The following is a 19,905-nucleotide window of genomic DNA, read 5'->3' as shown; positions in this document are numbered from 1 at the left end:
CCGCGCGGGGGCGACGGCGCCACCCACCCCCGTTTCCGGCGGTGCCCTCGACGGGCGCCTGCCCGAACACATCGAGACAAGAGGTACCATGGCTCGCCCGATGAGACTCGGCCTTGCCGGTCTTGGCACCGTCGGCGCGTCGCTGGCGCGGCTGATCGACGACAAGCGCGACATCTTCACCAAGCGCACCGGCCGCGCGATCGAGGTCGCCGCCGTCTCGGCGCGGGACCGGCAGAAGGACCGCGGCATCGACGTGTCCGGCTTCGCCTGGTTCGACGATCCGGTCGAGCTCGCCGCCAAGGCGGACATCGACGTCTTCGTCGAGCTCGTCGGCGGCTCGGAAGGCGCGGCGCTGGACTCGGTCAAGGCCGCGCTGAACCGCGGCCTGCCGGTGGTCACCGCCAACAAGGCCCTGCTCGCCCATCACGGCGTGGCGCTGGCCAAGCTCGCACAGCGCAAGAACACGACGATTCTGTTCGAAGCTGCCGTCGCCGGCGGCATCCCTATCATCAAGACGCTGCGCGAGGCCTTGCGCGGCAACACGGTGAGCCGGGTCTACGGGATCCTCAACGGCACCTGCAACTACATGCTGACCCGCATGGAGAAAGAGGGCATCGCCTTCGAGGACTGCCTCGCCGACGCCCAGCGCCTCGGCTACGCGGAAGCTGATCCGACCTTCGACATCGGCGGCTTCGACGCCGCGCACAAGCTGACGATCCTCACCTCGCTCGCCTTCGGCTGCGAGATCGATCTGGAATCGGTGTTCATCGAGGGCATCTCCTCCGTCACCAACGACGACATCGAGGCGGCGGCAGAGCTCGGTTTCCGGATCAAGCTGCTGGCCGTCGCCCAGCGCACAGAGAGCGGCATCGAGCAGCGCGTGCACCCGACCATGATCCCGGCGCACTCGGCGCTGGCGCAGGTCGATGGCGTCACCAATGCGGTCGCGGTCGACACCGATCTCCTCGGCTCGATCCTGCTCGCCGGGCCCGGCGCCGGCGGCAAGGCGACGGCGTCGGCGGTGCTGTCCGACATCCTGGACCTTGCCACCGGCGTGTCGATCCCGACGCTCGGGATCGCGCCGGCCGAACTGCAGCCCTACAAGCGGGCGCGGATGCGGGCGCACGAGGGCGGCTACTATATCCGGCTGACGGTGCTCGACCGCGTCGGCGCCTTCGCTTCGATCGCCCGGCGCATGGCCGAGAACGCGATCTCGCTCGATTCCATCGTCCAGCGGCGCCGCGCCGGCGAGGACGAGGGCGACACGGCGCCGGTGGTGCTGATCACCCATGAGACGACGGAAGCGGCGGTCCGCAAGGCGCTCGACGCCGTCTCGCGCGACGGACATCTGGCGGGCGAGCCGCGGATGATCCGCATCGAGACGCTGGACTGAAGGCCGCCACGGGTCGCCAGACTACCGGTGGCCCAGACTATCGGCGGGCCAGACCCCCGGTGGCATCGACCCTTGGCGGCATCGACCAATGCACGGCTGTTGAACGCGACATTGCGCTTTCACTGTCGCAGTGCATATGACCTTCCGGACGACGGAGACAGGGCCATGAACGAGACGACCACCGTGGCGGAACCGCTGGACCGCGTCCTGTCGATCGAAATCGCCCGGGTGACCGAGCGGGCGGCCGTCGCCGCTGCGACCCTTCGGGGGCGCGGCGACGAGAAGGCTGCCGACCAGGCTGCCGTCGACGCCATGCGCTCGGAGCTGAACTGCCTCGACATCGACGGGCGCATCGTGATCGGCGAGGGCGAGCGGGACGAGGCGCCGATGCTGTTCATCGGCGAGGAGGTCGGCACACGGCGCGGGCCCAAGGTCGACATCGCCCTCGATCCGCTCGAGGGCACGACGGTCTGCGCCAAGAACCTGCCGAACTCGCTCTCGGTCATCGCGGTGGCGGCGCGCGGCAGCCTCTTGAATGCTCCCGACGTCTACATGGAAAAGATCGCGATCGGCCCCGGCTATCCCGAGGGCACGGTGCAGCTCGGCCTGCCGGCGGCGGTGAACCTTGCGGCGCTGGCGAAGGCCAAGGGCGTGCCGGTCGGCGAGATCACCGCCTGCATCCTCGACCGGCCGCGGCATGCCCAGCTGATCGAGGAGATCCGCGCGGCCGGTGCGGCGATCCGTCTGATCGGCGACGGCGACGTCGCGGGCGTCATCCACACCACCGATCCGGAAGAGACCGGCATCGACATCTACATGGGCGTCGGCGGCGCGCCGGAAGGCGTGCTGGCGGCCGCCGCGCTGCTCTGCATCGGCGGGCAGATCCAGGGCCGTCTGCACCTCAACACCAACGAAAAGCGGGCGCGGGCCGAGCAGATGGGGATCAGCGACCCCTATCGCATCTATACCCTCGGCGACATGGCGTCCGGCGACGTGATCTTTTCGGCGACCGGCGTCACCGACGGCAATCTGCTGGACGGCGTGCGCTTCTATCAGGACCGCGTCGAGACCCATACGCTGGTGATGCGCTCGATGTCGCGGACCGTGCGCGAGGTCCGCGCCCGGCACTACAATCGGGCCAAGCTCGGGCTCTGACGCAGGAAAGCGCCTCGACCGCGATCCGAGCGGCGCGTCGCAAGGCGGCGCGGTATCGGCTGAAAGCAGTTGAACACGCATGACCGGACGTACCTTCCTTGCCGTCGAGGCCTCGCTGAGCGGCCGTCGCTGGTTGCACGCGCTGGACAACCGCGCCGAGGCGGCAGCGCTCCGGATGTCGCAGGATCACGGGCTGCCGGACATCGTCGCACGAGTGCTCGCAGCGCGGGGCGTCGCGGCGGAGCTGGCGCCCGGCTTCCTCGCGCCGACGCTGCGCGACCTGATGCCCGATCCCTCGACGCTGACCGACATGGACGCGGCCGCCAGCCGCATCGCCGATGCGATCGACCGCAGCGAACAGGTGGCGATCTTCGGCGACTACGACGTCGACGGCGCCTGCTCGTCGGCGCTGATGTGGCGCTATCTCGCGCATTTCGGCCTGTCGCCGGAGATCCGCATTCCCGACCGCATCACCGAGGGCTATGGCCCCAATCCGCAGGCTATCCAGGAACTGATCGACGGCGGGGCAGGGCTGATCGTCACCGTCGACTGCGGCACCACCAGCCATGACGCCCTCGATGTCGCCGTCAGGGCACGTTGCGACGTCCTGGTGCTGGATCACCACCAGACCGGCGCGAGCCTTCCCACGGCCGTCGCCATCGTCAACCCGAACCGCCAGGACGATCTGTCGGGGCAAGGGCATCTGGCGGCTGTCGGCGTCGTGTTCCTGACGCTGGTGGCGGTCTCGCGCGAGCTGCGGCGGCGCGGCCGCCGGCAGAGCGACCTGCCGGACGTCCTCGGCATGCTCGACCTCGCGGCGCTCGCGACGGTCTGCGACGTCGTCCCGCTCGTCGGCTTCAACCGGGCGCTGGTGGTGAAGGGCCTTGCCGTGATGCGCCAGCAGCGCAATACCGGCTTGCGCATGCTGGCGCAGGTGGCGCGCATTTCCGGGCCGATCGACGCCTATCACCTCGGCTTCATCCTCGGGCCGCGGATCAATGCCGGCGGGCGGATCGGCGAGGCGCATCTCGGCGCGCGGCTGCTGACGGTCGACGACGAGAACGACGCGCGGGCGCTGGCCGACCAGCTGCACGTCCTCAACGAGGAGCGGCAGGCGATGGAGCGCGCGATGCTGCTTGAGGCCGAGACCGAGATCGCCGCCGAGATCGGCGGAGGCGACGGACCGCCGGTGTTGGTGACCGCGCGGCCGAGCTGGCATCCGGGCATCGTCGGCCTCATCGCCGCCCGCCTGAAGGAGCGCTACCGCCGCCCGGCCTTCGCCATCGCCTTCAATGCCGACGGCAAGGGCACCGGCTCCGGCCGCTCGATCCCCGGCTTCGACCTCGGCCGGCTGGTGCGCGGGGCGCTGGATGCCGGCATCATCGTCAAGGGCGGCGGCCATGCGATGGCGGCGGGCATCACCATCGAGCGTGAGCGGCTCGGCGACTTCCGCGGCTATGTCGAGGAGAAGGCGGCCGCGACGGTCGGCGATCTCCGAAAGGTCGACGCCCTGAAACTCGACGGCGCGGTCAGCGCCATGGGGCTGACGCGTGAACTGTTCGAACGGCTGGAAAGCGCCGGTCCCTATGGCTCCGGCCATGCCCAGCCCATCCTGGCACTGGCGCGGCACCGGATCGAATCCTCCGGCATCGTCGGCAACGGGCATGTCCGCGCGACGCTGAAATCCGCCGACGGCGCCGGCATCTCGGCGATCGCCTTCCGGTCGGAGGAGACCGAGATCGGCCGGCGACTGCTCGAGCGCCGCGACCGTCCCGTTCATGTCGCGGGCACCGTGACGCTCGACCGCTACCGTGGCCGGGAAACCGTGGGTTTTCGCATCGTCGACGTGGCGGAGGCTTTCGACTGAGGGGCGGGCAGTTGGATTTATCGGGGACAGGCCCCATCTAGGGATCACGCATTAAGCCGAAGGAAAAGACATGAGCGTGGCATTCGTCCGGGAACCCAATGAACTCCAGTCGGTGGAAAGCCTGCCGGACCGGGAACTCGGCACCGACCCGAACTTCGTCACGCAGCGCGGCCTTGGCCTGATCGACAAGGAGCTCGAGACGTTGCGTGCGGCGCTGGCCGAGGCACAGAAGATCGACGACAAGAACCTGATCGCCACCGTCAACCGGGACCTGCGCTACTGGAACGCGCGCCGCGCCTCGGCCGAGGTGATCGAGACGCCGGCAGATGCCGACGAGGTGCATTTCGGCAGCCGCGTGACGATCGAGCGCGATGACGGTCGGCGTCAGGAATATCGCATCGTCGGCCAGGACGAGGCGGACCCGACCAAGGGACTGCTCTCTTACGTCGCACCGCTGGCGAAGAGCCTTGCCGGCAAGCATGTCGGCGATGTCGTGACGGCCGGCCCCGGCGAGGCCGAGATCGTCGCCATCGAGGGGTAGTCCGAAAACGAACGTTGCGCTGCGCGTCCCTCGCGGGCGCCGTATCGCTGGTTACGAAGGCCGGGCCCAGCTCGGCCTTTTGTTTTTCAGCGGTTGCGGATCGCGAGGGGCGGGACCGGCGCCGTGAGCGCTGCGGGAACAGTGACCACGCGCGGCACGATGGCCGCCATGGTCTGCGGTGCCGGTGACGCGAGCGATGCCGACTCGCCGGCCAGGAAGGTCCCGTCGACCCAGCCCTCGCCATCGTCGGCCCTGACATAGCGCCACTGGCCCGCGGCTTTCAAAACCTCGACCTGCATGCCTGCGACGACCGAGCCGACATGCTGGCCGCTGTCGTCGGGCGTGTCGCGGATGATCAGCAGCCGCGTCGCATGGCGCAGGCCCCCCGTGGGCGCCGATGTCGCCGCCATGGCGACTGGCGCTGCCGGGCGGGCGGCAGCGGGCGTTTCAGTTGGTGGCAGGACACGCATCGGCCGGCGGGCCTCTTCTGCTCCCCCGTCGCGGGGCATTCGCAGGGGCGACAGGCGTGGCGCCGGGGATGGCGAAATCGCCGCGACGTGGGTCGGCACGGCGGCGGGAGGGCGGGGGATCCGCAAGGCAAGCGACGTCGGAGCATCGTCCCGCAGCGTTGGCCGCCTGGTCGGCTGCGCGTCCCGCGTGGAACGGGCGTCTTCATCGCGCTGCGTGATCTGGCGGTGCTCGGTGTCCCGCGACGGCAGGACGCGAGGCGATGCTTTCGGTGCCCAGGCCTCGGTGGCTTCCTGCTGGATGCCCGCGACATAGCTGCCGGCAGCTGGCATGAGCTTGTCGATATAGCCCATCGCCCGTCCGTCGGAGGCGACCCAGCCGACGGCGACGACGGCTGCCGCGGCCCAGCCGAGCTTTCCGAGAGCGCCGCTGGGCTTGGCGGCCGTCCGCCGCCGCACGGGCTTTTTGGTGGTTTTCCTGCGCGCCAAGGCTGTCATCCCAATCCTGTCGACGATGGGTGATCGTCGGGGATTAGAATTAAGATTTAATCATTCTGGCGGAGGGCAGCGGGTGCAGAAGCGGCTGCATTCTGGGGATAACCACGACGAGGTTCTGCACGCCGTACGCAACCCGACGGACCGACGATGCGCGGCACGGCGGCATCGGGTCATAATGTCAGAGATCGAAACATTTTGAAAATCAGAGGCTGCGGTTTGGAAGACCAGTCGATGACCGCAGTAGCAGGTCAATGGTACGCCCAAGGGGAGTCGAACCCCTCTCTCCACCGTGAAAGGGTGGCGTCCTAACCGATAGACGATGGGCGCAGCGCGAGGCGGTGTATAGAAAACTTCGGGGGGGTCCGCAAGGGCTTCCTGTGCTGATCTGTCAGGAAACCGACACGGCATCAAATAATCGATCTTTTACAGGTACTTGCGGTGCTTGCTTCGGTCGATTTTTATCGGTGCGGCGGGGATTGCAGTGCGAATCGGATGGCGTTCCCGCGGTGCCGGTGGGTCGACGATCAGGCCCGGCGGCGGCGGCAGGCCCAGTTCCAGTCGCGTTCGCGACCGATATCGACGTGGATCGCCGTGGTATGGCAGTAGGTGCCGACGCCGCCGCGACCGGGCAGGCCACGCAGGAAGGCGGCGACCTCGAGATTGTTGGCGCCGGGAACCTGGATGTCCGCCGCCTTGCAGGCCATGTGCATCGACTTCTGGGCGCCGTTGACGCGCTTGTTGTAGCTCGGGCTGCGGTAGCCTGAGGTGACGACCGCCTTGGTATGGTAGCGCGCCTCGACAGCGCGGATCATCGAGACGAGTTTCGGCTCGAAGCAGCTGGTCTGCACGTCCGGACGCTGCACTAAGAGGCCGTTCGGCGCCATGCGGGCCATGCCCGAGAGCGAGGCGACCTGGTACGTGCCCTCGTCGCCGTTGGCCTCTTCGAGGATCTCCGCATCGTAGTCCGCCGAGGCACGCTGGCCGATCTCGAACAGCGAGGCACGGCTTTTCACGCCGGGGAGGGAGGCCATTTCGGTCGGTCCGCCATCGGCCGGCTGAGGCGCCCCCTCAGGCTTCAGGATAACGCGGCGGCTTTTGCCGACGTCCGCATTGCGAATGGGGGTCTTGGCTTCCGACTTCGCGAAAAGGGTGGCGAAGAGCGAGCTGTCGGCCTGCTTGGGGGTCTCGGCAGCGGTAATCGCCGTCTCACTGGACTGGCCGACCGTCGCACCGGCATAAGCGGCGATTGCCGTGCGCCCGGAGGCAAGCGGGAAGGGCTCGGAAGTTGCAGGTTTCGCAGAAGCTGTTTCGGGGGAAGGCTCGGCCGTGACTCGGGCGCTCTTGGTCGTGGCAGGCGCGGCGGTTTCGGCAGCGTCTGCCGGCGGGGTCGCATCGGCGGTCTGGCTGGCCTCCTGGCCTTCCACAGCGGGCTTGGCGTCGGCTGGGGCAACAGGGGCGTTGGCGGTGGCGGCGCCGTTGGTAAACCCGAAAGCCGGATCGTCGACGGCCGAGACGCAAGCGCTCAGGAGCGGTGCGGTGGCCATCATGGCCACCAGGATGCTGTTGCGACGAAGCCGTGTAGCCCAGGATTCCAGGAGCGAATTTGTCAAACCGGATCCACCCTCTCAGGGGAGGATCGGCAATGCGCCGATTGACCCCTCATGATTGAAGCCGTCCTTCGAACAGAAGAACGGCTTGAAGTGACGAACGAACACTCCCCAAGGTCCCCACCTTGCGTCGCCGTGTAATTTAGCGACTGGGAGATGTTCGTTAATCCAATTTTCGCACTATGGCTAGATTACGGCGCGAGAATGGCCGGTCAGCTTACCACTTGCCGGTATTCTGCATTGACGCCCAAGGCTCGGCCTTCGGCTTGGCAGGACCCTTCTGCAGCAGTTCGATCGACACGTTGTCGGGCGAACGGACGAAAGCCATGTTGCCGTCGCGCGGCGGGCGATTGATGGTGATGCCGGCGTCCATCAGCGACTGGCAGGTCGCATAGATGTCGTCGACCTCGTAGGCCAGGTGCCCGAAATTGCGGCCTTCGCCGTAGGCTTCAGGATCCCAGTTGTAGGTCAGCTCGAGCAGCGGGGCCTGCTCGGCGCGGCCTGAAGCCTCATCCTCGGATGCCGCGAGGAAGATCAGCGTGAAGCGCCCGGCCTCGCTCTCGGTGCGGCGGACTTCCACCATCCCCATCTTGTTGCAGTAGAAATCGAGCGACTTTTCGATGTCGCTGACGCGGACCATGGTGTGCAGATAGCGCATGAGATTCTCCCTGTTGCGAAGACGCAGTTCTAGTGCGGCATCGGCAAAGGCCAACCGTTCGACGCGGCGCGGTGTCGTCGCGCATGCTGGCACTCTGTCCTTGCGCCGAGATGTCGGGGAACCTGAGCCGAAATCTTTGAGTTGACGCAGTGGGCACCGGATCAAAAAGGATCCTTGGGATGACACGTATTTCTTCTCTGCTCGCCTCGGTCGCGCTCTCCTTGGCTTCCGCCGGGGTGGCGTCGGCTGATTGCGCCGCCGATATCGCCGCCTTGCGCGCCGACGACCTCAGCGCCACCGGTTCGACCACCGCTGAAGGTGGCAAGACCACCAATTTCGAGGCGCCGACTGGCTCGGCCATGGCGCCGAAGGCCGGACCGATCGTCCAGGACGGCACGACGGCGCCGCTTGAGCCAGCCGGCGCCGCTGCCAAGACCACCAAGGCCGCAGCCATGGCCGCGCCCTCCGGTGGCGGGACCACCACTACGCCTGGCGAAAGCGTGACGCCGGGCAAGGTCGTGCAGGATGGCTCCACGGCACCCTTGGCTCCCGAGGCCGGCGCCACCGATCCGCAGGTCGCGACGTCCGCACAGGATTCGTCGGCGCAGCAAGCCGGCGCCGCGACGGCTGCTACCACTGGAAAAGCGCTCGACGCCGCACAGAAGGCAGCCGATGCCGGTGACGAAGCGGCTTGCCAGAAGGCGCTCGAGACAATCAAGGGCTGAGCTTCATTACAACGAAGGCGGGCGCTCCGCCCGCCTTCGTCCCGGCTGCAGCGGCTTCACTACGGCCGAAAGATAGCCGGCATACAGGTCTTGAAAATTATCGCGGGGGCCCGAGTTTCGGCTTTATTCAAGTGGTCCCGTTAGTGCTATCGTCGGTAACGTCGATGATTCGTCGGGCGTGAGAGGCGGACCCCCCGCATGCCGGAAAACACCCTTGGCCGATTGCTGGACGAGCCTCACCTGTCCGATGGACCGGCTGAGCTGGACGTCGCTTCCGGTCACATCAAGTGGTTCGATGCCTCCAAGGGCTTCGGCTTCGTCGTCCCCGATGCGGAGGGCGACGATATCCTCCTCCATGTCAGCTGTCTGCGCCGCGGCGGCTTTGCTAGCGCGCTGGAGGGTGCCCGCATCGTCTGCGAGGTTCATCGCGGCCAGCGGGGGCTGCAGGTGCTGCGGATCCTGTCGCTCGATGCGTCGACGGCGGTCCACCCGTCGCAGCAGCCGCAGCGAACCCTCAATCCAGTTGAGGCGACGAGTGATCTCGAGCCGGCGACCGTCAAATGGTTCAACCGCAGCAAGGGTTACGGGTTTCTGTCGCGCGGCGAGGGGACGGCCGATATTTTCGTGCACATGGAAACCCTCAGGGTCTTCGGCATGACCGAACTCCGTCCGGGCCAAGCAGTCCTCGTTCGTTTCGGAGAGGGCTCCAAGGGCCTGATGGCCGCCGAGGTGCATCCGAGCGGCGGCTCCGACTTGCCGGCGTCGCACTGATGGCGGCGGTCGTTCAAGATGGGCGGCCGACGTCCCGGCGGCTGATGCTGGTTGTCGGTGTGCTCGCGCTCGCCGCGCTCGTCTTCTTCACCCTCCTGTCCGCCGGAGCGTCCTCGACCGGACGGCTTCAGACCGCCAGCGGGCCACATGAGATCGTCGTCGAACTGGCCTCGACCGAGAAGGAGCGCGAGGTTGGGCTGATGAACCGCGACAGCATGCCGGCCGACCAGGGCATGCTGTTCGATTTCAAGGAGACGCGGCTCGTCACCATGTGGATGAAGAACACGTATATTCCGCTCGACATGGTGTTCATGGACGAGGCTGGTCGCGTCACGCACATCGCCGCCAACGCCCAGCCGCTGTCGCTCGACATCATCTCGTCGCGGGAGCCGGCCCGGTATGTGCTGGAACTGAACGGCGGGGCCGCGGCGCGTTACGGCCTGAAGGCCGGCGACCGTCTCGAGCATCCCGTCATCCCGAAGGCTCCGTAAGGCTCGAGGTCGGCGCTATAAGCTGACCAGCATAGAGTTGCTGACAGTCACGGGCACACATAGCGCCTCGCATATACCGGGGTCAGAACTCGATCTTGCGCGGCACGTAGCCGCCGCGGCGCAGGATTGCCGCGATGGCAATCTGTTCGTGCAGCGGCTTGCTGAGGATCGGCAGGACGCGGCTTTCCCAGACGCTGCGCTGCGCTGGATCGAGGCAGGACTGGCCCTTCTCCGCCACCAGAAGCGCGACGGCGTATTCCGGCGATGCCTGGTCGAGCAGCGACGCGTCGATCACTTCATGGATCAACGCGCTCAGTTCCTGGTCTACCCCTCGGCCCATCCGATGTCTCCGCTTCACTTGCAGCGCGGAGGTAGGCGAAGCCAACGGCGCTTCAAAGACCGAGAAAAACATAATTTTCTCGGCTTGACCGACGCCCGACATCCCGTCAGGCGCCGCGCCCGCCGTGGCTTCCCAGGACGACGAAGCGTCCGGTCCGCGGGCTGCCGGTCTATTCCCGGCGCCCTCGACCGACGCCGTCACATCGATCGCGGCGCTTTGATCGGCGCCTGCCGCGATGTCTCCCATTTCCGTCTCCCGTCCCATGCGAACGGGATAAGCGGCAGGGCGCGCGTTGGTTGCGCCGGCGACAGCAGATCACACGGCTGTCATCGCGCGCGGGGAGACCGGCGTCGTCCAGCTTCGGCGGGGAGGGCCCGGATGCGCGCTCTGTCGCCGCCGAAGGTATCGCCAGGCGAATCGAACAGTGTTTCCGACAGGCGTTTCCGGCGAGGTAAAATGCCGGCGTTAGTGCCCCGTCCGACGCCGCATTCCGCTTGCATTCGACGGGCCGTCCACCGACACTCCAGCCTTGCGACAGCCCGCATGGTCACTTCTCGCGCAGGATTGGTTGCCTTCGCGCGGACGAGGAATTGGTCGCCTTTCGCGCGGAAGAGGAGTTGCTGATGCTGATGGTCCGCCTGGCACTGCTGTCCACCCTTGTTGCCACCGGCGCCCAAGCGGCCGAGCCGGCGCATCTCCTGTCGGCCCAGCGGACGGTGGCGCAGGGCATGGAGGCGGGGCTGCGCTTTGTCGGTCTGACCGATGCCGGTCTTCGGCACCCGATCTTTGCCGACCGCAACCTCAGCTGCGCCGACCTGTTCCGGCGCGACGTGATCGAGATCTGGTCGGAGACGACGCAATCGCGCTGGTTCCTCCTCGCCCCGCGGCGGCTCGGCAAGGCGCGCAGTCCCGCAGGGGTCTGACGCCTCTTCTGTTCAAGCCGGGTGCCGCTCAAGCCACGCGCCGTTCAAGCAGCGCGCTGTTCAGTCAGCGTGCCATCTAGGAAGCGTGCCGTTCAGGCGGCGCGCCGCTCCGGCGCCAGTGGCAGCGACGCCAGCTGCTGAAGCTCGTGCACGCCAAGGCTCGGAAGGTTGGCCTCGAGATGGCGCCGGACCTCGCGCTGGATGAACAGCGCGATCGCCTCCGAAGAGAGTTTCAGGCGCGTCTGGCCATCGCGGCTACGGCGCCGGCTCAAGCCGGCGACCAGGCAATGGTCGCGCATCGCCATCGGCGAAAGGCCGAGCAACTCGCCGGCTTCGGCATAGGTCATCCAGATCTGCGGCATCGCGGTGCTCCTGCTGTTCCCCGCGCACCATCGCAGCCAGCCTTCACCCTTCGATTGCCCCGATCGCTAAACTTCGACGCACCGGTCGTTTTCGTTTCCCGCCATGGCATCTTCTGTGCGGAAGCGCCGAATGTCGGGGTTACGCCCAAGCAATCGTCCACCCGAACCAACTTCGCGCTTGCGCCGCCAGTCCAATCTCTCTAGGGCTTGCGGCAACGGAGCGTAGCGCAGCCTGGTAGCGCATCTGGTTTGGGACCAGAGGGTCGCAGGTTCGAATCCTGCCGCTCCGACCATCTCACAGGACGCCGCGTTCCGGCGGCGCGACGGAGCCGAAATCATGGTTGCGCGCATCTATCGCCCCACCCGTACCGCCATGCAGTCGGGCAAGGCGCTGACGAGGGACTGGGTCCTGGTGTACGAGCCGGAAATCGCCAAGCGCGTCGAGCCGCTGATGGGCTACACTTCTTCCAGCGACATGAACGCCCAGATCAAGCTGTCCTTCGAGACGCGCGAGATGGCGGTCGACTACGCTGAGCGCAACGCCATTCCCTACCGGGTGGAAGAGCCCGAGGAAGCCAAGCGGCGGAAGATCTCCTACGCCGAGAACTTCAACTGGAACCGCCAGCAGCCCTGGACCCATTGAGGACGCATCGATCGCCGAGCCCTGTCCGTCCGTTCACGCCATGTGCGCGGTCCGCTGACCGGGCGACGATCCAGGCGTCACACGCTTCGGCCCCGTAGCTCAGAGGATAGAGCACCGGCCTTCTAAGCCGATGGTCGCTGGTTCGAATCCAGCCGGGGTCACCACCTCTTCATCGCCCACGCCGGCAAACGACCGGGCGAAGCGCCGACAGCCTGAGCCGCGCAGCCCGCATCGACGTCTAAAGCCTGACGCCTTCTGGCCGTCCGCACGGGGACGCCGATGGGCGCGCCATGCCGCGGGCTCGCATTTCCCCATCCCCACCACCCGCCGCCTTGCCGTCTTCGGCCGAGGTTTCCAGACGTCCCGCCTTGCCCCGTCAGCGCAACGGGCGCCGGTCAGACCGCGCGGCGGGCCTCGGCAGCGGCCGGGTTGATCCGGTCGAAGGCGAACTGGTGGCCGTTCTGGCGGGTGATGCGGTGGAGCGTGTCGGGAAGGACGTCGATGTCGCCGGCAGCGGCCTTCACGGCGATCTCGCGGAGGGCGATCGCGGGCCGTCGCCAGTCGATCGGCGCGCCCCGCATCCTCGCGACGTCGTAGCGCCACCAGGGCGCGCGCTGCAGGGCGGCGATGGTGGATGCGTCGAACCGCCAGCGGATCAGCTTGGCCGGAACCCCGCCGACGATGCTGTAGGGCGCGACGTCCTTCGTCACCACGCTGCCATAGCCGACGATCGCCCCGTCGCCGATGGTCACGCCGCCCATCACCGCCACCCGTGAGCCGATCCAGACGTCGTTGCCGATGGTGACGGGCGAGAGCTCGTCGTGACGTTCCGAGGGCGGGAAGGCGGCACCGACGTTGAAGACGTCCTTGTAGGCGAGGGGGCTGGTCGTCAGCCAGTCGGCCGGATGCTGCGTCGGGCCGATCTCGCACTGCGCCCCGATCGAGCAATAGCGCCCGACATGGACCCGGTTGAGCGTCGACTGGGGGGAGACGTAGCTGTAGGCGCCGAGGTGGCAGTCGAGGAGCCTGGCATTCGCGAACAGCCGGATGGTCGGCTCGAACTGCAACTGTCCGGTGATCAGCGGCTCGGAGTCGGTGATCAGGCCACGCTGCAGAAACCAGTCGCGGTTCTTGTAGATGGGTGAGGGGGTCATGGGCAGCCTTGTCGGCATGAGCTTTTCTGTCGGTTGCAAGCCGACACAGGTGATCGAAGGGCCTGTTTTCGCAGGCAAAAAAAAGGGCGGCCCGAAGGCCACCCTCTCTAAAATTCTAAAGCCTTAAGCGACTACGTCGCCAGCGAAATTCGGCGCAGTTGTAACGCCGGTCAGCTGGATGAACACGTCGTTAGCGGCCACACCCGTGCTGGCACCCGAGGCTTCGTAGAGGACGTAGGTGTTGCCACCAAACGTCGCGAAAGACACGCCGTTGTCGGTGGTGTTTGCCGTTGCCATTGCCGACTCGATCTGAGCCGCCGTCGAGCCAACAGCCAGCGCTGTAACAGCCGTCTGAACTGCTGCCTGCTGACCCGACACCACGTCCGTCACGCCTGTGAACTGAAGCTTGTCAGTTCCCGAGACAAAGTCGGAGATAGCATCGAACTGACCGAGTGTTGCACCCGAGGTCGCGGCACCAGCAACGCCGCTGAACGAGAAGGTATCTGCACCAGTACCGCCGGTCAGGACATCGCTACCCGTACCGCCGATGATGGTATCAGCACCAGCACCACCGTTGATCGTGTCGTTGCCGCCGTTGCCGAAAATCATGTCAGCGCCGGCACCGCCGGTGATGTCGTCAGCACCGTCCAAAGCGTCGGTCTGTCCGTTTCCACCATAGATCGTCGATGCGCCACCAAAGCCGCTGGCGTCGATCGTGTCGTTGCCAGAGTTGCCGTAGAGGATCGCCGTCGAAACGGTATCCGTGCCGGACAGGTTGATCGTGTCATTGTCTTGGCCTGCGAAGACAGTCAGCGAAGCGCCGCCATCGATCGAAGCATTGACGACGTCGTTGCCGGCATTCGAGTAGATCGTGTGAACACCGCCCGAAACGTCGAGGTTGACGGTCGTCACGAGATCCGCGGTGTCCGTTTCGCCATTGCCGCCGTAGATGGTGGTGTTGCCACCGGTCCCGAACACGGTGATGTCGTTGTTGCCGGTGCCGCCCTGGATCAGGTTGTCGCCGAGCGCATCACCAACGACGGTGTTGACCGTGATCGCGTCGTCACCAACACCGCCGTAGATGCTGTTGTCGCCGCCGCCGACAACGGAGATCTGATCGTCGCCGCCATTGCCGAAGATCATGTTGTTGCCGTCACCGGTCACGGTGATGGTATCAGCCAGATCGTTCGTCGCGGCGAAAGCCGAACCGCCGTAGATGGTGTTGTTGCCGTTGCCGTTGATCGTGATGGTGTCGGTATCGTCGACGCCGCCAACGATTAGATTGTTGCCATCGGCGCCGTTCACGGTGATTTCGTCGTTACCAAGGCCACCGTAGATGCTGTTGGCACCCGAACCAGTAATGACAACGGTGTCGTCGCCTGCGTTACCGTAGACGAGGTTATCGCCGCCACCGGTGATGGAGATCTGATCATTGCCATCGACGGTCGAGGTAGCGCCCGTGCCACCGTAGACGGTGTTATTGCCGCCGCCGACGATTTCAATCGTGTCGGCATCGTTGAAGCCGCCGACGACCAGATTGTCGCCGTTCGCAGGAGCCGCTGTGGCGCCGAGGGTGATCGTGTCACCGTCCAGGCCGCCGTATACGGTGCTCGACGCGTTGGCATAGATGCTGATGATGTCAGCGCCAGCATTGCCATAGGCGATAACGCCGCCAGCAACAGCGACCGTAGCGGTACCTGCATTGATGGTGTCCGCGCCATCCATCGTGTCGTTCAGCGAGCCGCCGCCGAAAACGGTAGCAACCTGACCAGCCGTCGGGGCAACCGTGATGGTGTCTGCACCAACGCCGCCGTAGATCAGGTCCGCGCCGACGCCGGAAGTGATCGAGTCGTCACCGCCGTTGCCGTAGATGGTGTCATTACCGTTAGAGCTGGTGATGATGTCATCGCCGTCCGCAGCATCGGTCAAGGCACTGCCGCCAAAGATGAGGTTGTCGCCGCCGTTGCCGACGATCGTGTCGCCACCGCCGAGGCCCATCAGGACGTCAGCAAAAGCAGTGCCAGCAGGCACGGTATTGTCGCCAGCGTCAGCAGTCGCTGCGGCAAGGCCGTCACCGAACGACACCGAACCGCCGCCCTGGAGGACGAAGTTGGTGGTGGCGAGGCCGGCAAGGCTGACGCCGGTGATGGTGAAGGAAGTCGCGCCGGTCTGAATGACGACGTTCGCGCCCGACTGGCTAATGTTGGTGATCGAAGCAGGCGCGATGTTCAGCGTGTAAACGTCAGCGGCGGCGTAGGCCGTCGTTACGCTCGCAGCGCCGGTATAGGTGGTGCTAGCCATGTGTCGTCTCTCCTCGAGTCGTTTTTTAAGGACGGGTGCCGGCGTGCACGCCGCGCACCGCCCGTCTCAGATCTCTGCAACCCATTGGGGTCCAATGGTGACGCATGGGAAGGTATGCACGGCGACCCTTAGCTAAGCAATAAGATGATCAACCAATTTATTCCTCTACGTCAGCCTGATGCCGTTTGATCACAGCGGCCCGCGTCCATATTGTCGGCCTTACGAAGCGTAAGCCTTGCAACCTAAGGCTTTTCACTTTCGCAGGCTGCTATCGGCAGCCGCGCGGCGCACAGGGCGATCGGCAAACTTTTCGAGATGCTGCGGCCGGCCGGGGGCCGCCGACGCCGCTAAGCACCTGCAGAAAGAGCGCTTTGTGATTCGGTAGGCCGTCCGCACGGCGATCTGGTCAGGCCGTAACCAAGGCCTGGAAGCCGGAAATCTCATTCTCCGATGAAGCCAAATCGGAGCCGCAAGCAAACGCGTCTTCGATATAGAGGCCGTAGTTAATGTCCAATTTGCGAATGCAAACCGGCTACTGACTTCGCAAACATCATGCAAATAGTACTTTATCGTAAGCCTTATGTATAAAGCATATAGGAATATATACGGGGATCTATTGTTAGGCATCGACGCGCGAATAAAGGAACAAGAACCTTTAGCTGCACTGCTAAATCGTATAGGGGATCAATAGGAATCCCTCTGTATCGCCGTTGATTTGCTGGAGGGGCAATTTCTACAGGGCGGTGAGGCGGAACGGGATTTTGCGCGCTGGGCTGGCGGCGGGATGGTCATGCCGGACGGTCGGGTCGATCGCCTGCTGGCAGTCGGCCGCAGGTCCGGTCTCGGATTGCTGCCGGCCGCCTCTGGTCACGGCCTGTTGTCGCCGGGCGTGCGGGTGAGGGGCGGTCTGGTCCGGGCCGGGAGGTGGTGGGATTGCCGGGGCGGGCCGTGCCGGGCGGGCGCGAGGATGCGCCGTCCGGGCGGCCGAGATTTTGGCGCAGGCGGGCGGGCGGTTTTGGGAGGGCGCGTCTCTTATAGTAGGCGCTGGCCGGTCCCGCTTTGTCCGGGGTGCGTCTCAGGACGGGGTCAGCAGCGCCGTGCGGATCTTGTCGAGGGCGGCCTCGCGGGGTGCGCCGTAGGGGATCATGCCTTTCAGGCGGCCGTCCTTGCCGACCAACATCAGCGAGACCGTGTGGTTCATCTGGTAGCCGCCGTCGGGGAGCGGCACGCGCTCGGCGGAGATGCCCCATTTGTCGATCGCCTTCCGCATCTCTTCGGGGCGGCCGGTGATGCCCTCGATCCGGTCGGAGAAGGCCTCGACATAGTCGTGCAGCACCGCGGGAGTGTCGCGCTCGGGGTCGATCGAGAAGAAGTAGACCTTAATGTCGTCGCCGGCCGGCCCGAGCACGTTCAGCCAGTCGGTGACCTCCATCAAGGTGGTCGGGCAGGCTTCCGGGCAGCTAGTATAGCCGAAGAAGACCAGCGCCGGATGGCCGGTGAAGAGGGATTCATCGACCGCCGCGCCGCGGTCGTCGATCAGGGAGAAGCTGTTGCGGAAGGCGCTGCGGTCGGGCTGCTGCAGGAAGACGGCGCCGAGAAAGCCGAGAAGCACCAGCATCAGCACGCCGGCGCCGCCGGCGGCGAGAAGGGTTCCGGGGGTCCGCGTCATGCTGTTTCCTCGACCGTCTGAGGGTCGGCGGCCTCGGCCGGTCCGCGCGCTCCCATCCGGAGAGTGTGCCACAGGCGCGGGCGGCCGGTACTGGACAGTTTGTCCACGCGCGCCCGGCGCCGGGCGGTTCTGTTTCGCGCGGTCGGTGAAGGTGAGGGGGCGAGAGCGCCGGTGAGGGGCGTGGCCGGCGGCAAGGGCCCGGCACCGCAGCCCCACGTGCAGCTTGGCCTGAGCGCGGCAATACTTTGGCCCGCTGTCATGCGGCCGTCGCAGAGATTTGCCAGAGATCGATCAATACATCGTCTCCCTCCAGTCGCGCTGTATTCTTCAGAGAGGCCCGCCATCGCCGATGGCGGGTCTTTTGTCGTGGAGAAGGCGACCACTCGGCCCGATTGTCTTGAAACTGTCATGTAACAAGGCGCCGCCGATTCGCATCGACTGAGTTAATGGGGCTTTCTGATGTGTATTGGGCGCACATAATACTAATTGCGTCTTAATTCTGTCTTGCACGATATTTCACTTGTTTGTGAATGTTGCCGGCGATACCGAGGCGGAAGGAGCGAATAATCGATCCTTGGCAAGAACGCGGGAAGTAGAACCGATGGTTCTCCAGTAACCCGCGTCATTATTTCGTTAGCTGGAGAAATGACATGAACTTCAAGACTGTTCTTCTGGGCTCCGCGGCGGTTCTGATCGCGGTGTCCGGGGCGCGTGCTGCCGATGCGGTGGTGATGGTCGAGCCGGAGCCGGCCGAATATGTCCGCGTCTGCGACGTCTACGGCGCCGGCTTCTTCTACATCCCGGGCACCGAGACCTGCCTGAAAGTCGGCGGCTACGTCCGCATGCGCCTGCAGGGCAACGACCAGGAGAACAACAGCGATCTCGACAACGCCGACGACAGCCGTTTCGGCACCCGCGTCCGCGCCCGCCTCGATTTCGACGCCCGCGAGGAGACCGAGCTCGGCACCTTGCGCGCCAAGGTCCGCGTCCAGGCGACCAATACCGGCGCCGGCTTCAACACCGGTGACGCCAACTACGGCATGGACGAGGCCTACATCCAGCTCGGCGGCCTGACCATCGGCTATCTCGACACCGTCTGGACCTCGAACGACGGCGGCTTCAGCGACGGCCTGCTGCTCGAAGAGGCCGACTGGGCCGCGGGCGATTCCCAGCAGAACCGCATCTCCTACACCTTCGCCAGCAACGGCTTCTCGGCGACGCTCTCGGCCGAAGACGACGGCACCGGCGACTTCATCCCCGACGTCCTCGGCAAGCTCGCCTACAAGGGCAGCTTCGGCGGCATCTACCTGATCGGCGTCTACGACGAGGAATCGGCGAGCGGCCGCTATACCGGCTTCGACGGTCGCCGCCTCGGCTACACCGCGCTCGACGGCGTGGCTTTCGGCAACATCACCGCCAACGACTATGACGGCAGCGACAGCGCCTTCGCGCTGAAGGCCGGCATCCAGCTGGAAAACCTCTTCGCCGAGAAGTCGATCCTGAAGATCGAGGGACATTACGCCTTCGACCCGACGGAATATGCCGTCGTCGACGACGTCTTCCGCGCCGAGATCGGCGGCAACACCTCCGGGCTGCGCGACATTCCGAGCCAGTTCCAGATCGGTGCCGCCTATTCGCAGAAGTTCGGCAAGCTGACCGCCGCGCTGAACGGCGTCTACGGCCAGACCTTCGACCTCGACGTCACCTATCCCCGCGTCGCCTTCGTCGATCTCGACGGCGCCGACTATTACGGCGTCGGCGCGAACCTCTCCTACGACATCACCAAGAACTTCCAGGTTCTGGGCGAGGTGAACTACCGCGACGTCGACCTGCCGGCCGGCATCGACGATTTCGACGAGACGCAGGGCCTCATCCAGTTCAAGCGCACGTTCTGACGCGCCCGTTCTAAAGCGTATCTGGCGGGGTGGCGTCACCCCGTCAGGGCCGGAAGGATCGCCGCATCGGCGAGACCTCATGAAAACAGAGAAGCCCGGCAGCGATGCCGGGCTTCTTGCGTTGGAAACAGGAAGGGGGCGATGAGCGACGGTGGGACACCGGGGCGGGTGTCCGTCCGAAAGGCGATCAGGCCTTCTTCAGAAACTCGGTCCGCAGCACCAGGCCCTTGACCTTCTCGGCATTGCACTCGATCTCGGCGGGGTCGCCGGTGAGGCGGATGTTCTTGATCAGCGTGCCGCGCTTCAGCGTCACCGACGTGCCCTTGACCTTCAAATCCTTGATAACGGTCACTTGGTCGCCATCGGCGAGTATGTTGCCGTTCATGTCCTTGACGTCGCTCATGCCAGTTCTCCGAAAAAGGGGGCGCGCCTTGCCGTGGCCGGC

Annotated in this window: 19 protein-coding genes and 3 tRNA genes; 12 read left to right on the top strand and 10 right to left on the bottom strand. The window is 65.7% G+C overall.

Features of this window, described 5'->3' with window-relative positions:
- The first annotated feature begins 88 nt into the window (after positions 1-88).
- The 4 genes from ACZL02_RS08445 (at position 89) to greA (ending at position 4,956) form a co-directional block, all read left to right on the top strand.
- The gene (locus tag ACZL02_RS08445) at positions 89-1,393 is read left to right on the top strand and encodes a homoserine dehydrogenase (protein WP_472937457.1); all 1,305 of its coding nucleotides are present in this window, start codon (positions 89-91) and stop codon (positions 1,391-1,393) included.
- A 165-nt stretch (positions 1,394-1,558) separates the two neighbouring features.
- A complete protein-coding gene (gene glpX / locus ACZL02_RS08440; protein ID WP_472937458.1) occupies positions 1,559-2,548 on the top strand; it encodes a class II fructose-bisphosphatase in 990 nt (329 codons plus the stop codon).
- 79 nt (positions 2,549-2,627) lie between these two features.
- Positions 2,628-4,415 carry a single-stranded-DNA-specific exonuclease RecJ gene (gene recJ, locus ACZL02_RS08435; RefSeq protein WP_472937459.1) on the top strand — a complete coding sequence of 596 codons (1,788 nt, stop codon included), beginning with the start codon at positions 2,628-2,630 and terminating at the stop codon, positions 4,413-4,415.
- 70 nt (positions 4,416-4,485) lie between these two features.
- Positions 4,486-4,956 (top strand): transcription elongation factor GreA, encoded by a 471-nt coding sequence (gene greA / locus ACZL02_RS08430; RefSeq protein WP_472937460.1) that lies wholly within the window; start codon positions 4,486-4,488, stop codon positions 4,954-4,956.
- An 86-nt stretch (positions 4,957-5,042) separates the two neighbouring features.
- Here the strand turns inward: greA and ACZL02_RS08425 are convergent, their stop codons facing one another.
- The 4 genes from ACZL02_RS08425 to ACZL02_RS08410 form a co-directional block, all read right to left on the bottom strand.
- Positions 5,043-5,912 (bottom strand): SH3 domain-containing protein, encoded by an 870-nt coding sequence (locus ACZL02_RS08425; RefSeq protein WP_472937461.1) that lies wholly within the window; start codon positions 5,910-5,912, stop codon positions 5,043-5,045.
- Between the two features lie 261 nt (positions 5,913-6,173).
- A tRNA-Glu gene (locus ACZL02_RS08420) sits at positions 6,174-6,248 on the bottom strand.
- Between the two features lie 197 nt (positions 6,249-6,445).
- On the bottom strand, positions 6,446-7,465 hold the full coding sequence (locus ACZL02_RS08415) for a YcbK family protein (RefSeq protein ID WP_472937462.1): 1,020 nt from the start codon (positions 7,463-7,465) through the stop codon (positions 6,446-6,448).
- A gap of 280 nt (positions 7,466-7,745) precedes the next feature.
- The gene (locus ACZL02_RS08410; protein ID WP_472935073.1) at positions 7,746-8,186 is read right to left on the bottom strand and encodes a VOC family protein; all 441 of its coding nucleotides are present in this window, start codon (positions 8,184-8,186) and stop codon (positions 7,746-7,748) included.
- Between the two features lie 179 nt (positions 8,187-8,365).
- Here ACZL02_RS08410 and ACZL02_RS08405 point away from each other — a divergent pair, with 179 nt between their 5' ends.
- From ACZL02_RS08405 to ACZL02_RS08395, 3 genes are all read left to right on the top strand, one after another.
- Complete coding sequence (locus tag ACZL02_RS08405; RefSeq protein WP_472937463.1) at positions 8,366-8,911, top strand: hypothetical protein; 546 nt, start codon at positions 8,366-8,368, stop codon at positions 8,909-8,911.
- Between the two features lie 198 nt (positions 8,912-9,109).
- Complete coding sequence (locus ACZL02_RS08400) at positions 9,110-9,682, top strand: cold-shock protein (RefSeq protein ID WP_472937464.1); 573 nt, start codon at positions 9,110-9,112, stop codon at positions 9,680-9,682.
- A gap of 44 nt (positions 9,683-9,726) precedes the next feature.
- Positions 9,727-10,173, top strand: a complete 447-nt coding sequence (locus ACZL02_RS08395; RefSeq protein ID WP_472937465.1) for a DUF192 domain-containing protein — start codon at positions 9,727-9,729, stop codon at positions 10,171-10,173.
- An 82-nt stretch (positions 10,174-10,255) separates the two neighbouring features.
- Here ACZL02_RS08395 and ACZL02_RS08390 read toward each other — a convergent pair whose 3' ends face one another.
- On the bottom strand, positions 10,256-10,759 hold the full coding sequence (locus ACZL02_RS08390) for a hypothetical protein (protein WP_472937466.1): 504 nt from the start codon (positions 10,757-10,759) through the stop codon (positions 10,256-10,258).
- 377 nt (positions 10,760-11,136) lie between these two features.
- Between ACZL02_RS08390 and ACZL02_RS08385 the strand changes: the two genes are divergently transcribed.
- Positions 11,137-11,436, top strand: a complete 300-nt coding sequence (locus ACZL02_RS08385; protein ID WP_472937467.1) for a hypothetical protein — start codon at positions 11,137-11,139, stop codon at positions 11,434-11,436.
- 92 nt (positions 11,437-11,528) lie between these two features.
- Here ACZL02_RS08385 and ACZL02_RS08380 read toward each other — a convergent pair whose 3' ends face one another.
- Positions 11,529-11,798 (bottom strand): hypothetical protein, encoded by a 270-nt coding sequence (locus ACZL02_RS08380; protein ID WP_472937468.1) that lies wholly within the window; start codon positions 11,796-11,798, stop codon positions 11,529-11,531.
- Between the two features lie 216 nt (positions 11,799-12,014).
- On the opposite strand from ACZL02_RS08380, the gene ACZL02_RS08375 reads away from it, so the two are divergent.
- The 3 genes from ACZL02_RS08375 to ACZL02_RS08365 all read left to right on the top strand — a co-directional run bounded on the left by ACZL02_RS08375 (position 12,015) and on the right by ACZL02_RS08365 (position 12,605).
- Positions 12,015-12,091, top strand: a tRNA-Pro gene (locus ACZL02_RS08375).
- Positions 12,092-12,135: 44 nt separating this feature from the next.
- The gene (locus tag ACZL02_RS08370) at positions 12,136-12,441 is read left to right on the top strand and encodes an ETC complex I subunit (protein ID WP_472937469.1); all 306 of its coding nucleotides are present in this window, start codon (positions 12,136-12,138) and stop codon (positions 12,439-12,441) included.
- 88 nt (positions 12,442-12,529) lie between these two features.
- A tRNA-Arg gene (locus ACZL02_RS08365) sits at positions 12,530-12,605 on the top strand.
- A 231-nt stretch (positions 12,606-12,836) separates the two neighbouring features.
- Here the strand turns inward: ACZL02_RS08365 and ACZL02_RS08360 are convergent.
- From ACZL02_RS08360 to ACZL02_RS08350, 3 genes are all read right to left on the bottom strand, one after another.
- Entirely contained in the window at positions 12,837-13,595 is a 759-nt protein-coding gene (locus ACZL02_RS08360) for a CatB-related O-acetyltransferase (protein ID WP_472937470.1), read from the bottom strand.
- A gap of 123 nt (positions 13,596-13,718) precedes the next feature.
- Positions 13,719-15,896 (bottom strand): beta strand repeat-containing protein, encoded by a 2,178-nt coding sequence (locus ACZL02_RS08355; RefSeq protein ID WP_472937471.1) that lies wholly within the window; start codon positions 15,894-15,896, stop codon positions 13,719-13,721.
- A 1,075-nt stretch (positions 15,897-16,971) separates the two neighbouring features.
- Positions 16,972-17,565, bottom strand: a complete 594-nt coding sequence (locus tag ACZL02_RS08350) for an SCO family protein (protein WP_472937472.1) — start codon at positions 17,563-17,565, stop codon at positions 16,972-16,974.
- A 650-nt stretch (positions 17,566-18,215) separates the two neighbouring features.
- Here ACZL02_RS08350 and ACZL02_RS08345 point away from each other — a divergent pair.
- On the top strand, positions 18,216-19,460 hold the full coding sequence (locus ACZL02_RS08345; RefSeq protein ID WP_472937473.1) for a porin: 1,245 nt from the start codon (positions 18,216-18,218) through the stop codon (positions 19,458-19,460).
- Positions 19,461-19,647: 187 nt separating this feature from the next.
- On the opposite strand, the gene ACZL02_RS08340 is transcribed toward ACZL02_RS08345, so the two are convergent.
- Complete coding sequence (locus tag ACZL02_RS08340; protein ID WP_472937474.1) at positions 19,648-19,863, bottom strand: alkylphosphonate utilization protein; 216 nt, start codon at positions 19,861-19,863, stop codon at positions 19,648-19,650.
- Positions 19,864-19,905: the final 42 nt, after the last annotated feature.

Source organism: Mesocryomonas fontinalis, from assembly GCF_055730125.2.
This window is presented reverse-complemented; position numbering and strand designations above follow the sequence as displayed.